The 14,295-nt window shown below is 52.2% G+C and carries 13 protein-coding genes; 9 read left to right on the top strand and 4 right to left on the bottom strand.

From position 1 onward, the window contains the following. Positions 1–16 precede the first annotated feature (16 nt). Both JMJ16_RS44175 and JMJ16_RS44180 read right to left on the bottom strand, forming a co-directional pair. The gene (locus JMJ16_RS44175; protein WP_201392004.1) at positions 17–1,447 is read right to left on the bottom strand and encodes a hypothetical protein; all 1,431 of its coding nucleotides are present in this window, start codon (positions 1,445–1,447) and stop codon (positions 17–19) included. A 165-nt stretch (positions 1,448–1,612) separates the two neighbouring features. Then, positions 1,613–3,094, bottom strand: coding sequence for an MFS transporter (locus JMJ16_RS44180; protein ID WP_201392006.1), 1,482 nt, complete (start codon positions 3,092–3,094; stop codon positions 1,613–1,615). Between the two features lie 370 nt (positions 3,095–3,464). On the opposite strand from JMJ16_RS44180, the gene JMJ16_RS44185 reads away from it, so the two are divergent. Further along, positions 3,465–3,650, top strand: coding sequence for a hypothetical protein (locus JMJ16_RS44185; protein ID WP_201392009.1), 186 nt, complete (start codon positions 3,465–3,467; stop codon positions 3,648–3,650). Positions 3,651–3,666: 16 nt separating this feature from the next. On the opposite strand, the gene JMJ16_RS44190 is transcribed toward JMJ16_RS44185, so the two are convergent. Both JMJ16_RS44190 and JMJ16_RS44195 read right to left on the bottom strand, forming a co-directional pair. Further along, entirely contained in the window at positions 3,667–4,647 is a 981-nt protein-coding gene (locus JMJ16_RS44190) for a ring-cleaving dioxygenase (RefSeq protein ID WP_236601970.1), read from the bottom strand. Positions 4,648–5,108: 461 nt separating this feature from the next. Next, positions 5,109–5,288 (bottom strand): hypothetical protein, encoded by a 180-nt coding sequence (locus tag JMJ16_RS44195; RefSeq protein WP_201392011.1) that lies wholly within the window; start codon positions 5,286–5,288, stop codon positions 5,109–5,111. Between the two features lie 276 nt (positions 5,289–5,564). On the opposite strand from JMJ16_RS44195, the gene JMJ16_RS44200 reads away from it, so the two are divergent. The 8 genes from JMJ16_RS44200 (at position 5,565) to JMJ16_RS44235 (ending at position 14,270) form a co-directional block, all read left to right on the top strand. Continuing rightward, positions 5,565–6,179 carry a TetR/AcrR family transcriptional regulator gene (locus JMJ16_RS44200; RefSeq protein WP_201392013.1) on the top strand — a complete coding sequence of 205 codons (615 nt, stop codon included), beginning with the start codon at positions 5,565–5,567 and terminating at the stop codon, positions 6,177–6,179. A 160-nt stretch (positions 6,180–6,339) separates the two neighbouring features. Then, the gene (fxsT, locus tag JMJ16_RS44205; protein WP_201392015.1) at positions 6,340–9,048 is read left to right on the top strand and encodes an FxSxx-COOH system tetratricopeptide repeat protein; all 2,709 of its coding nucleotides are present in this window, start codon (positions 6,340–6,342) and stop codon (positions 9,046–9,048) included. 754 nt (positions 9,049–9,802) lie between these two features. Beyond that, entirely contained in the window at positions 9,803–10,630 is an 828-nt protein-coding gene (locus tag JMJ16_RS44210; RefSeq protein WP_201392017.1) for an alpha/beta fold hydrolase, read from the top strand. Between the two features lie 178 nt (positions 10,631–10,808). Continuing rightward, the gene (gene wrbA / locus JMJ16_RS44215; RefSeq protein WP_201392019.1) at positions 10,809–11,435 is read left to right on the top strand and encodes an NAD(P)H:quinone oxidoreductase; all 627 of its coding nucleotides are present in this window, start codon (positions 10,809–10,811) and stop codon (positions 11,433–11,435) included. Between the two features lie 72 nt (positions 11,436–11,507). After that, positions 11,508–11,786 carry a ubiquitin carboxyl-terminal hydrolase 14 gene (locus JMJ16_RS44220; protein WP_201374316.1) on the top strand — a complete coding sequence of 93 codons (279 nt, stop codon included), beginning with the start codon at positions 11,508–11,510 and terminating at the stop codon, positions 11,784–11,786. Positions 11,787–11,859: 73 nt separating this feature from the next. Beyond that, on the top strand, positions 11,860–12,834 hold the full coding sequence (locus JMJ16_RS44225) for a ring-cleaving dioxygenase (RefSeq protein WP_201392020.1): 975 nt from the start codon (positions 11,860–11,862) through the stop codon (positions 12,832–12,834). Between the two features lie 21 nt (positions 12,835–12,855). After that, entirely contained in the window at positions 12,856–13,515 is a 660-nt protein-coding gene (locus JMJ16_RS44230) for an alpha/beta hydrolase (RefSeq protein ID WP_201392021.1), read from the top strand. Positions 13,516–13,715: 200 nt separating this feature from the next. Beyond that, positions 13,716–14,270: a GNAT family N-acetyltransferase gene (locus tag JMJ16_RS44235; RefSeq protein WP_201391657.1), complete on the top strand. Its 555-nt coding sequence runs from the start codon at positions 13,716–13,718 to the stop codon at positions 14,268–14,270. Positions 14,271–14,295 lie beyond the last annotated feature (25 nt).

The following is a 14,295-nucleotide window of genomic DNA, read 5'->3' on the forward strand; positions in this document are numbered from 1 at the left end:
CTTCTCCCTGATTTATTTATGAAGCGAGATTTCCATAGGTCACTTCCGGGACAGGCGCGGGCGGTGTGGCCTGGTTGAGGGGGATTGTGATTTGTTCATGCTCGATCCTGATTTTTAAAGGCGAAGGCACGGGCGTGGTGGCATATGGTGCCAGTCGTGAGCCTGTGTGTAACTCTGCAATCAGGCGTTCAAAGCGACCTTTTGCAGTCTTGAGATTATCTGATGTAAAAGGGCTCCCGTTGAGGGCTACACGGACATGATGTAAAACAAGGAGCGCCAGAGGGTCGCCTGTCAGTTTGATTATGGCGGTGTTATGAGTGTCTTCTTGCTTTAAACCGACAATGAGCGCCATTGCCAGGATTATTGTAATAGGAATACCGATGAGAAGCATGTCGAAAGTAATGTCACGTGCAAGCGAAGAAGGTAACTGTAGAAGCATTGGGGCCAGGAGGACCCAGGCTATAAATGTGCCGAACCCAGTGAGACCAGCCATGAGTAGTTTGAGTGCCGACTTTTGTTTATGCATGATGATGCCCTGACAAATGATCGTGTCATGCACGCGCCAATCACCTGCCCGTAGCAGGGCTTCGCTGATGATAAGTGCTGGACGGCGACCGGGACCTGACAGACGCACTTCTTGCCCTCCAAAGAGATCCTGTGCGATTAGAACCGCTGAGAACTCTACACCCGCAAGCCTGCTCCAGGAGTGGATGCGCGGGATTAAATTTGCCCACTGTGTCTCTTCAATGTGTTGAAGCGAGGAGGTCAGGTTCGCGTATGGTAAGGTAAAAATAGTTGTGAAGGTAAAGGTTGCAATAACGATGAGTGTGATAAAGACGAAAAAATAGGCATTGGCGATGCTACCAAATATAATTGAGAATATTGGTGGTTTGAAGATAATATTGATAAGGAGAGTTCTAGGTGGATACAGCAAGAAATAGATCAATATACCCAGGAGGGAGGCCGCAGCTGAGGTGTAGGTGGAAAGTATCTTGAACAGGTCAGCTTTGATGAAGCGTGAATGCTCAAGGGGATTAAACTCAAAGATGCGCATAGCTGCAAGATCAAGTCTAGCATCACTAATAAACTCAAATAGCCCCACGCCTATCACAAGTCCTATTAGCGCTGACCGGGTGGCGATCCCTATAGAAGCCTGTGCTGAAGTGCCAACCTTGATGATACTACTGGCAAGCAAGTTGCCAATTATAGCGGGCAATGGAAGAAGTATACCCCATATCCAGACCTGGTTATGTACCTGCGAGATAGTCTTTTGGCGAACCTGAGCATAGCGGCAGTAGGCCCCAAAAGGAATTTGCTGTGTGTAGAGCTTTAAGCCCTCTTCAAATACTGCGCGCTTGCGTTTTCTAAATCCCCAGTAGCCGATCAGGCAGCCAGCAATCGTTGATAAAATTAGGCTACAGGCGATAATAGTTAGTTGCAACAACATACGAGTGGACCTCATTACGTCTTCTTGTAATTATATTGAAGAGTTTCATTTTACACTAGAGAAGACGTAAGCGATAGCATTTCTTCAAAAGCAAAACATAATAAGAAAAGCGGGTGTGATGAGTGGCACAAACGTGCCACTCATCACACCCGCTTTTCTTATAGACTAGCTGGCCTGAGCGGTCTGGGGACCTTCCTCGTCATCGGCCTGGGAGAAGGGTTTGGCAATGCTCTCCAGGGACTTGCGCTCAGCGTCGACGCCGAAGAAGATGGCTACGACACCCGCAGCCGCCATGAATAGCGCGCCAGCATAGTAGCCGTAGGAGAGGATGACTGGCTGGTTGGTCTGGATGAGTAGACCAAAGATGAAGGGGGCGAAGGCGCCGCCAACCCCTGTTCCAATGGCGTAGAAGAGAGCGATGACCATCGCGCGCATCTCCAGGGGAAAGACCTCGCTAACGGTCAGATAGGCCGAACTGGAGCCGGTAGAGGCAAAGAAGAAGATGATCGACCAGCAGATGGTGATAGTGACTACGTTGAGCATACCCTGGGCGAAGAGCCAGCTCGTGATTGCCAGCAATATGCCAGAGATGATATAGGTAAAGCTGATCATCTTGCGACGCCCAATCGTGTCAAACAGACGACCAATGGTTAGGGGGCCGATCACGTTGCCGATGGCGAAGGGAATCTGATACAGTGGCACGCTCTCGGCTGGCAGGTGGAAGAAGGTCGTCAGCACCAGGGCATAGGTAAAGAAGATGGCATTGTAGAAAAATGCCTGCGCGGCCATCAGCGAGAGGCCCAGAATTGTGCGCTTGGGATAGAGCCTGACCATCGTCTTCGCGATTTCACCGAAGCCAATCGCGCCGCGAGGGCGGATATAAATGGCGCCCTCTGGCTCAGGTAGCGGCTTCCCGCCTCGTTCCCTCCGTACCTCATGCTCAATTTCCGCTACCACCTTATCAGCCTCCTCAAAGTGGCCATGCATCATCAGCCAGCGTGGACTCTCGGGTACGTAACGGCGTACCAGCAGGACGGCCAGACCCAGAACCGCGCCCAGAGCGAAGGAGAGGCGCCAGCCCACATTAATGGGGAAGAGATTGGGATTGAGCAGCACGCCGGTCATGGCCGCGCCAAAGGCTGTACCAATCCACCAGGTGCTATTGATCACGAGGTCAGTCCAGCCACGCGCCCGCGCCGGAATAAGCTCGTCAATAGCCGAGTTGATGGCCGCGTATTCGCCACCGATGCCCGTGCCCGTAATGAAGCGGCAGGCGGCGAACCAGTAGAAGTTAAAGGAGAAGGCGGTTGCGATGGTCGCGCTCAGGTAGACCAGCAAGGTAATCATAAAGAGCTTCTTGCGGCCCAGCTGATCGGTCATCCGGCCAAATACCAGGGCACCGAGGACCGCGCCAATGAGATAGACTGTACCAGCGCCGGAAGCCTCCACCGTCGAGAGATGAAGGGTCTGAGGCTTGCTCAGCACGCTGGCGATAGAGCCAACGATGGTGACTTCAAGACCATCCAGAATCCAGGTGATGCCCAGCGAGATGACCACGAGCCAGTGCCAGCGACTCCATGGGAGGCGATCCATCCTGGCGGGGACATCGGTCTTTATCGCTTTAGTTTTACTCTGCATTGTCTCCATAGCGTCATTGCTCTTTCAAAAATGAATGAACGATAACCTCTACGCATTACAAAGATACCTTACACAGACGCTTGTATTTAGCATATCAGGGGCCATGCTTATTTCAGTATAAAGAGAAGGGTGGCAGATGCTGAGAACGGTTTCGGCAGGAAGATAGGAGTAGTTGTAATATTTTTTATGTAAAAATGTGAAATGCGTCACAGTAAGAGAAGGTCAATTTTGCTATCATGGCAACGTGACACGCTTTTGCCCCAAAAAAGGGGTATATTGGCATGCCGACGTGTCTAAAAGTTAATCCGAGCGTCAGCTACAAGAGCGGTGTCTCGGTCGAATGAGGGGCGGTTTCCGCATGAGAAGAAGAGGAAGCATTGTGAAACTCCGCACCGCTCGCGTGCTCGTCCTGGGATCTGTCCTATGCCTGATCTTCATCTGGGGCGGCATCGACAACATAGATATTGGCAACATCGTCATTGGCCTGCTTGGCGTCCTGCTTGCGTTCATCCTCGTCGCAATTCTCTTCCTCAGCTACAAAGGAATCGGACAGGGCGAACTCTAGCCCTCTGTCCAACGCCTCAATCTCTCTCTGGCCATGCCGCTGCTCCTTGTGCTGATGGCCAATGGAGTGGTGGCAATACACGTTCTATCTCTGAGCGTTGAGCTTCGAGCCAGGACGGTAGCTGGAGTTGCGTTCCCAGGCGCTCAGCCGACTCATCAATGGTAAAGCCTGGGAGATCGGTAGCGATCTCAAAGAGCACACCACCCGGTTCAGGAAAGTATATGGAGTGGAAATACTTACGATCCCGTATAGATGTAACGTTGAGATCGTTTCCAATGAGCATGTCGCGCCATGCTTGCTGAACTTCATCCGTCGCAACACGTAGTGCGACATGGTGCACCGTTCCCGCTGCAACCTCCCCACGCCAGAAGCCTGCGGTATGACGCACATCGAGTCTCGCTCTGTTTTCCTCTGCTCCAAATTCGTAGCGAAACACATTCTGTTTTTCAGCAATCAATCGAAAGCCTAGAATGTCGCTCAAGACATGATTCGTCTGCTCATAATCATCTTCCCAGATCGTGACTCCCGCGAAACCGCGAATAGAATGTTCGGCAGGGATCGCCTGACTCTCCCAACCGAGGCGTTCCTGAATATCAGGACGTGCGACGAGTTCCACAACCAATCCATCTGGATCACGAAGTGAGATTACCTGTTCATCAAAGCGAGTGGCGGGCCCTTTATACTGAATGCCATATTCGATCAAGCGACCAATCCAATAACCGAGAGAAGACCGAGGAATCGCGAGAGCAGTAGCGTTAATCTGTCCTGTTCCTTGCCGCCCACGGGGAGCTCCAGACCAGGCAAAGAAGGTTATGATCGTACCCGGGTGTCCCACACTATCTCCATAGTACAGGTGATAAGCACTGGGGTCATCAAAATTGACGGTCACTTTGATCAGCCGTAATCCAAGGAAGCCAGTATAGAAATCGATATTGCGTTGGGCATCGCTCGTAATCGCTGTGACATGATGGATACCGAGAAGATTGTTTTGCATCATTTTTCCTGCACTTTTCGGATAGAAAATATCTCCGGGAGATCACTCAATAGGTCAGTAGTTTCTTGAGTAGAATGAGGTAGACACGTTTATCTCTATTTCCTGCCTTTATCCTCTTTAATCCAGAAGTCCTATTTCCTCTTTGCTCAAGTAGCTTATGGCATCTCCAAGGTCAATCAGTTGAAGTTCCTCAACGATCTTGTATAGTTGTTCTATCGTCGTCATATCATTTCCCCTTTATTCGCTCTACTTCGTCCCTTCTATGCCTCCGTATCGCTCCCACACCAGCTACCATCCCATCCCAGAGAATTTTTGCTCCGCTTCAAGGATCAATTTCTTAGACCATTCCATCATCTTAATGGCTAATATTTTTGCATTAGCCACTTTCTTTTTGATAGCCTCATTCTAACACCGAATGCTTATAATTGTCAAGTAGCTTATTTTTAGTTAGTTATGAGATCTGATTAAATCAAGTAGGAGGGAGAGAAACGCCTCTTGAGAAAGAGTGCGGTGGTCGTCGCAATCACGTGATTGAGGACATCTGTGACCGCCTGTATTTGCAGGGATGTCAGATCTGCTTCTGCCTCCAGCCCCATAGCTGACGTTTGTTCAGATGTCACTGTTTCGTGTGGTGTTTCCATCATAGGCCTTCTTCTATTGATGTTTACTATCTCTTCTCGAGAATTTCAATACATTCTCTTTTCATGCCAATCATACCTGACTCGCGTTGTTTTCCCACAGATCGTTACCCGTCGTTTAGCGGTCGTTCATTGAGGCATGGTAGTGGCTCAGGTAGTCAAATTTGAGTACTGATGGGAAAACGACGGCTAGACGACATACAACGACCGCCTCATTCAGGCACAAAAGCAGGTATGATTTTAGAGAGAAGCCGCCCTGCATAAATTATTAGGAGAAGATATATGGAAGCATCTTCCGAAATGAAAGCACGTATTTTTGCCGCCTTTTTAAGGCTCAGTGCAGAGCGGGGTATAGATGCCACCACGACGCGTGCTCTTGCGGCTGAGGCTGAAGTCAATGAGGTGACAATCTTTCGCATCTTTAAGGATAAAGCTACGCTGATACAGGCAGTCTACCAACACTTCGCGCCAGGGTACCGCATTGCCGCATATCGACTCACTATAGATGCGTCCAATCCTGTGCAGGCCGCCACGGGCTTGCTAGCGTGCCTGACCTTTTTATGGGATTGCTTAGATGAATATCCTCAGTTATGGCTCATTGGAATAGGCGAGTATTGGAGTTATCCTACCTTGCGTGAGGAACTGGCATTTCATCATCAGGTAGCCCGTAGCTTCATTGAGCAGGCATTGAGCCAGGCTGCTCCCATGTTACGCCCCGAGGTAGATCAGGCAACCACGGCAATGAGCTTATTAGGATTGCTTTTAGAAACTATCTCTTGGCGATATTATGGCTGGCTGACTATAACGGAAGAGGAGCGCCAGCGTAAACTACAAACCGCGATTCAGCCATTACTACAGACGCCATCGACGCTCTCAGCAAATATAGGAGAGACATAGGTTTATCCCTCTCCTATTTCTTCTCTTGTCAGCTCACAAGCTCGCCTCGGTGTAAGAAGGCATTGATATATGCGAGGTCCCGCTATGTTGTAAGTAAGTGCTTGCTTCTCTTGTTGAACTCATGATACGATACCAGGGGAGATAACAAAGAGGAGATTCCATGGCAAGGAATGAGCGCTTACGGCGTCAGCGTATTCTGCGCAACTGGCGACAGCAAGATGTGGCCGACGAGCTAGGGACGGCACTTATCACCATCCAGCGCTGGGAGCGAGGCATCCAGCAACCCAGCGCCTACTACCGTGTCAAGCTCTGTGCCCTCTTTGGCCTGAGTGCCCAGGAACTGGGACTCGTGGAAGAGGATGCATCGGCGCCTGTGCCCGAGTCCGCTGAGATCACATCCTCAGAGGTCGAGCCCGTCCCAAAACTGGCGCTCTGGACCGTTCCCTATGCCCGCAATCCTCATTTCACCGGGCGCGATGCTACCCTCGAACACTTGCATCAACGGTTCGCGCCTGCTGATGCAGAGGCAACAATGAGCATTCGCCAGGTAGCCCTGACGCAGGCCCAGGCCATTAAGGGATTGGGGGGGATCGGCAAGACGCAGATCGCGGTAGAATATGCCTATCGAGCACATGAACAGGGACGCTATACGCATACGCTCTGGATCGCGTCCGCCAGTGAAGAGGCGCTGCTCAGCAGCTTTGCCGCCATCGCGGACCAGGTGCCAGCCTTGCGCGCCGCAGCCAGTGAAATGGATCAACGCAAGCGAGCACATGCTTGCATCGGCTGGCTGGAGAGCTGTGAGGAGCCGTGGCTGCTCATTTTCGACAATGCGGATGATTTGACCTTTCTTCCCACCTATCTCCCCCAGGGTGGCAACGGAGATATCCTGCTTACAACACGTGTCCATGCGGTAGGCGCGCTGGCTCTATCCATTGAACTCGACACGATGGGAGTAGCTGAGGGGACACACCTCCTCCTTCGGCGGGCGCAACGCGAGGCTCTGGCCACAGCTGAAGAGATCGATGATGCGACCAATCTCGCAATAGCTCTGGGGCTGTTCCCGCTGGCGCTCGACCAGGCAGGAGCGTATATCGAAGAGACGGGATCTAGTGTGAGGGAGTATCTCCAGCTCTATCAGCACCATCGTCATGCCTTGCTCGCACAGCGTGGCTGGCAGATCACAAATTATCCCGACTCGGTCGCCACCACCTGGGATCTCGCCTTTCAACAGGTCGGGCAGGCTAATCCTGCCGCCGCAGAGCTGCTGCAACTCTGCGCCTTTCTGGCCCCGGATCACATCCCTGAGGAGCTACTGTCCCAGGGCGCTGCGCATTGGCCCCCTGCGCTCCAGCAGGCGGTCTCCAATTACTTCACATTCAGCCAGATGCTCAAACTCTTGCTGGCATTTTCCCTGGTCAAGCGTTTTCCCGAGGAGCGCCTGTTGAGTATCCACCGGCTGGTGCAGGTAGTGCAGGTGGAGCGTCTTGCTGGGCAGGAGCGGCGTTGGTGGGCCGAGGGCCTGGTACGGGTGCTGCATGCTGCCTTCCCCGCCGATCCAACCGATCCGATAGCTTCCTGGCCGCAGTGCCAGCGCTATCTGGAGCACGCCCAGGCCTGCGATCGCCTCATCCAGGAGTATCACCTCCAGCTTCCTGAGGCTGCGGAGCTTCTTGATCGCACGGCGACCTACCTGCGGGAACGCGCCTTGTACACACTTGCTGAGCCACTCTATCAACGCGCCTTGCGTCTTCGTGAAGAGCTGTTGGGAACTGAGCATCCTGACACGGCGAGGACCTTGAGCAATCTCGCCATGCTCTACAGTGACCAGGGAAGATATGCGGAAGCGGAGTCCCTCTACCTACAAGCCCTTCGTATCCTGGAGGAGCAGCTTGGCCCTGAGCATGTTGATACGGCAAGGACCCTGAACAATCTGGCCGTCCTCTACAGTGACCAGGGAAGATATGCGGAAGCCGAACCTCTCTACTTGCGCTCAATCCATCTTCTAGAACAGCAGTTAGGATCCGAGCATGCCCAGGTCGCTGCTTCGCTGAATGCATTAGCCAATATTTACACCAATCAAGGCAAGTACGGGGAAGCCGAACCTCTCTACCTGCGCTCAATTCATATCCTTGAGCAGACGTTGGGGCCCGAATCTTTACAGATTGCAAAATCATTAACCGGCTTACCTTACATTTATACCTTACAGGAGAAGTATACGCAGGCCGAAGCCCTCTATCAACGGGCGTTGCGCATCATGGAACAACAGTTAGGGCTTGAGCATCATCGTGTGACATTTCCACTCATTGGCGTTGCTTATGTCAATGTACAACAGGGAAAGTATGAGCAAGCCGAGCCGCTCTATCTGCGAGCCTTGCGTATTCGTGAGCAGCAGTTGGGTCCTGAGCACCTTGATGTCGCTATGGCTCTCTACGAATTGGCAAATCTTTACCAAAAGCAAGGCAGGTATGCAGAGGCGGAGCCCCTCTACTTGCGAGCCTTGCGTATTCGTGAACAGCAAGTAGGTCCTGAGAATCATTTAGTGAGCGATACATTGCGCGGGTTGGCGAATCTCTACACTGGACTAGAGGACTATGAGCGTGCCAGACCGCTCTACCAGCGCGCGCTACATATTCGTGAACAACACCTGGGTCCTGAGAGTGCTGGAGTCGCTCACATACTGCATGATTTTGCCGGCTTCTGGCAGGCGCAAGGTAAGCTCCAGGAGGCAGTAGCCCTGTATCAACGAGCCTTGCATATCCGTGAGAAAGCGCTTGGTACAGACCATCCCATGACTGTCGCGACGCATGATCGCCTCCAGGAGGTACTGCTCGCGCTGGATCAGGTGGAGAATGCAGCCCTGCAGTAAACCTTCTATTCTTCAGCTTGCGCTATCGCTGGCTTCCTGTCCAACTCAACCCGAATGGTCTGAAGGCGCTCTCGCGTCTCGCGCGTGAAGGGGTGCTCTACGCCAAATATATGCTCACGTATCTGAAGGCTCGCTGATAGAACTCGCCAGCTTCTTCTGACTGGCCTTGTGCCTGCCGGAAGCCAGCGAAATCATGCAGTATTTCAGCGGTTTCAAAATCCTTCATGCGAAGCCCTCTTATAACCTGCAAAAGTATATGAATAGAACTAGTTGAAATAAAAACGGTTAGTTAAGCAATAAAACTTTTATTGCATTAAAGATTATAAAAGCAGAACGATGCACGATTACCCCCCCCCAACGATCGCGAGACGATAGGTAATGATCCTTAAGAAAGGAACACCTCAAGCTATGCTCTCTATAGTGAAGGAATACTTTTGTATTTTTTGATGCGTAAGGTGCAAGTCGCCTCCCTATACTGGTAAAACGACTGCTAAAAGATCTATAAAGATCGCTACAAATGCTCAGCAATCAGCTATGCTCTTCATTGTAGAAATAAGGAAGGAACACCACATGTGGTACCTGCCCGCTTGCAACGCGTGCATATGCACAAAATGGATCTACCAGAACGAGACGCTTTGTATCGTTGAGTGCCATACTGTGAGCGGCCTTCACTAAAACAACGTTGCGAGCCAGGGGCAGTTGAGATAGTTCCAAAATAGTCATTGTACAACACGATCAAGGAGAAATTTGCACCATGGGTACAAACACAATCACTACCAAAGATGGCACACATATCTTTTACAAGGATTGGGGTACGGGCCAGCCCGTCGTCTTTAGTCATGGCTGGCCTCTGAACGCCGATGCCTGGGACGACCAGCTGCTCTTCGTGGCCTCCCATGGTTATCGCGCCATCGCCCATGATCGTCGCGGCCATGGACGCTCCAGCCAGCCCTGGGATGGCAATAACATGGATACCTACGCTGACGACCTGGCCGAGCTCATCGAGACGCTCGATCTCAAAGATGTGGTGCTGGTTGGGCATTCCACCGGTGGTGGCGAGATCACTCACTACGTTGGTCGGCATGGCACCTCGCGCGTCGCCAAGGTCGTGCTTGTTGGCGCGGTACCGCCACTGATGCTCAAGACAGAAGCCAATCCAGGTGGCCTGCCCATCGAAGTGTTTAATCAAATTCGCACTGGCGTCGTCATGGACCGCTCACAATTCTACAAGGATCTCAGCGCGGCCTTCTATGGAGCCAATCGATCAGGCTCCCAGGTTTCGCAGGGTGTGCGCGACATGTTCTGGCTCTGGTCGATGCAGGTTGGCCTCAAGGCAGCATTTGACTGCATCAAGGCTTTCTCCGAGACAGATCTCACGGAGGACCTCAAGAAGATCGACGTTCCGACCCTGATCATTCACGGGGATGATGACCAGATCGTGCCAATCGCAGACTCTGCTCTTCTCTCCTCAAAGCTTGTCAAGGGCGCAACCCTTAAGGTCTATCCTGGTGCGAGTCATGGTCTTACCACCACGCATAAAGAGAAATTCAATACCGACCTGCTAGGCTTCTTGAAGTCCTAAGTAAAGATCGGGGTATGCCGGTTGATTGCTAACGGCATACCCCTGGTGCTTGTATCTCACATGAGCACCTCAAGGATGCGAAAACCCATCTGAGTTCAACGATGGTATGAACCAATCAAACAAACTGGCCAATACAACATGCTCTTGCATTTCGCATACAACAAGGAGGAAAACGTCCATGTCAACAGAGGTCAAGGTAGCGATCATTTACTATAGCGCGACCGGGTCAACCTACCAGTTGGCTCTGGCTGTGGAAGAAGGCGCAAAAGGCGCAGGTGCCCACACACGTCTACGAGAAGTCGAGGAACTGGCTCCGAAAGAGGCGATTGCAACAAACCAGGGCTGGGCCGCACATCGAAAAATGACGCAGCATATCGCGACGGCAACGCTTGCGGACCTCGAGTGGGCTGATGCCATCATATTTGGCACGCCAACCCGTTTTGGTCTGCCTGCCGCTCAGTTGAAACAGTTTATTGATCGCACAGGTAAGCTCTGGTCACAGGGCAAACTCGCTAACAAGATCGCGTCGAGCTTCAGTAGTTCAGGCACCGCGCATGGTGGACAGGAAACAACCATTACCGCTCTGAACAATGTTTTCTATCACTGGGGTGCGATTATCGTTCCTCCCGGCTATCTTGATCCTGTGCAGTTCCAGGTTGGCAATCCCTATGGGGTTTCGTATACCTCGAATAATGGCTCTGTACCACCTGATGAGATAGCGCTAGCGGCCGCCCGCTTCCAGGGCCGGCGCGTTGCTGAGGTTGCGGCGCGTTTTGCAAGTAGCCTGGCTCCAGTTGCTCACTGAGAAAGCAGAAGGCATCTAGTGCTGATCGTCCTTTGTAGCATCGCTGAAAAATGAACTGGAGAAGGCAAGCATATGGCAAAGCAGTGTACACATTTGGAGCAAATACAGGAAGTCACACCGAGTGCAAATGGATGTGAGGAGTGTTTGAAAACGGGAGACACGTGGGTGCATCTGCGCCTCTGCCTTTCGTGTGGACATGTCGGTTGCTGTGATTCCTCAAAAAATAAACATGCGACCAGGCACTTTCACACCACAACCCATCCACTCATTGCGTCGCTCGAACCGGGGGAGAATTGGGGTTGGTGTTATGTCGACGAGGTGGTTTTCGAATTCGCGGACGCAGAAGAATGATTAGATGTAACATCATGAAGAGCAGAGCTCTCGCTTACCTGATATCAGGTAGCAGGGCATTTGGGAGGAACATATGGAACACAACGTTCTGACGGGCATTCATCATCTCACAGCCATCGTGGGAGATCCCCAGGCAAATGTGGATTTTTATACTCATGTGCTGGGACAACGCCTGGTCAAGCAAACGGTGAATTTTGACGATCCGGGCACCTATCATCTCTACTATGGAGATGATACAGGAACGCCTGGCACAATTCTGACGTTCTTTCCCTGGCCGGAAGCGCCGCGAGGACGCAGAGGAACTGGCCAGATTGTGGACATTTCCCTGGCTATCCCGGCAGATGCGCTCGACTATTGGATCGACCGTTTATCTCACCACGGGGTGACGATCACGGGGCAGGTCGCTCGTTTCCAGGAGCAGGTGATTTCCTTCCTTGATCCACATGGCCTCTCCCTGGAGTTGGTAGCCTCCCGTGAGGCGGACCTTCGCCGTGGCTGGACACATGGACCCGTTCCACAAGCGTATGCCATTCGAGGCTTTGCCAGTATTACACTGGCAGAGGCCCATCACGAGCCAACAGCCACTCTGCTCACTGAAACGCTCGGTTTTCGTCCCTTGCAACAAGAAGGCAACCGCTTCAGATACGAAGTCGGACCAGGCGGTCTGGGCACCCGCGTCGATGTGTTGGAGTTGTCCAATCAGCCACGCGGGAGAATAGCAGTGGGCACCGTGCATCATGTGGCCTGGCGCACCGAGGATGACGCCCATCAACTCGCCTGGCGAGAGCATCTGTTAGGTCAGGACGGCGATGTGACGTCAGTGTTGGACCGCCAGTACTTCCACTCGATCTACTTTCACGAACCAGGGGGAGTTCTGTTTGAAATTGCGACTGATCCTCCCGGCTTTGCCATTGATGAGCCGATCGAGCAACTCGGAACGCGCCTCAAGCTTCCCCCCTGGTTAGAATCAAGTCGCTCACAGATCGAGAATGTATTGCCTCCGCTTCATGTGCCAGAGGAGAATGCTGACAGGAGCAATAGCGAGTAATCGGGCGGAAGGAGATATCGAATGGAGCAGCTTCATCATTTGAATAACGTGACCAGTCCACACCAGGGGCAGCCTGTACTTACTGCGGGTTTGCCGCTTAAGCAGGCAAAAGCAGTTATGATCATGCTCCATGGACGTGGTGCATCAGCAGAAGATATCCTGAGTCTAACGAGCGAGCTACACCGGCCTGGTTTTACCTATCTTGCACCGCAGGCCGCTGGTTATTCGTGGTATCCCAATAGCTTTCTTGCACCTCTTGCCAGCAATGAGCCTGGTCTTACTTCTGCCCTGGCAGTCATTGCATCTCTGCTGACTCAAGTAGCGGATGCAGGCATTGAACCTGAACGGACCATCCTCTTAGGTTTTTCGCAAGGTGCCTGTCTGGCCCTTGAGTTTGCGGCCCGTAATGCCAGGCGCTATGGTGGTGTGGTGGGCTTGAGTGGTGGACTCATCGGGCCGGATGGCGCGCCGCGAAACTATCTCGGTTCGTTCGATGGGACCCCCATGTTTCTCGGCTGTAGTGATAGGGATTTCCATATTCCCAAAGAACGGGTTGAATATTCCGCTCAAGTGCTGCAACGGATGGGAGGACAGGTAACGGCACACTTGTATCTCAACATGGGCCATACCATCAACCTGGATGAGATACACGTTGTGCAAGCCATGATGGCGGCAATGTGAGAAAAGGAGAAGGGAAGAGACTCGTGAAGATGCGATTGCCCTTGTCCTGTAATGATATGCTTGAGAGTAGTATGATGTGCCTGGACAGCCTGAGGCTGTCCAGGCACATCATACTACTCTCCAAGGCGAGCGCCGCAGGTGCGAGGAGTCAAGCAAACACCCTGCTCATGGCCTAGCTATATAGATAAAAAGGAAAAAGAATGAGTAAACTCTCTCTCTGTATTCGTGTGGATGATGAAATCGAGTTACGCTTGAATGAGCAGCGGTATGTGGATGAATATCATGCCCTGGTGGTGCGCAACATCGAGCACTTGCGGGAGTGGATGTCCTGGGCGGCCTTCAAGCAGACGCCTGAAGTTATAAGTTCATATATGCGAGGCAGTATGCAGCAGTTCGCGGGTGGAGTAGGGCTGCCAACCAATCTCTGGTATAGGGGGCAAATGGTTGGTTCAATCGGTTTCCCCAGGATGAGCTGGGAGACGCGCGTGGCGGAGATTGGCTACTGGCTGGATAAAGATATGCAGGGCAAGGGAATTATCACCAGGGCTGCGAAGGCGCTTACCACCTATGCCTTCGAGGAGTATGGTCTCAACAAGGTTGAAATTCATGCCGCCGCTGGTAACAAGAAGAGCCGGGCCGTGCCAGAGAGGCTTGGTTTCACGCAGGAGGGAATCTTGCGCCAGGCCGAATGGCTTAATGGCAAGGCGCATGACATGATCGTGTATGGCATGCTCGTGGACGCGTGGAAGTATTAAGCGTACAGAGGGCTGCGCGTTTCTT

The sequence above is a fragment of the Ktedonobacter sp. SOSP1-52 genome, assembly GCF_016587395.1.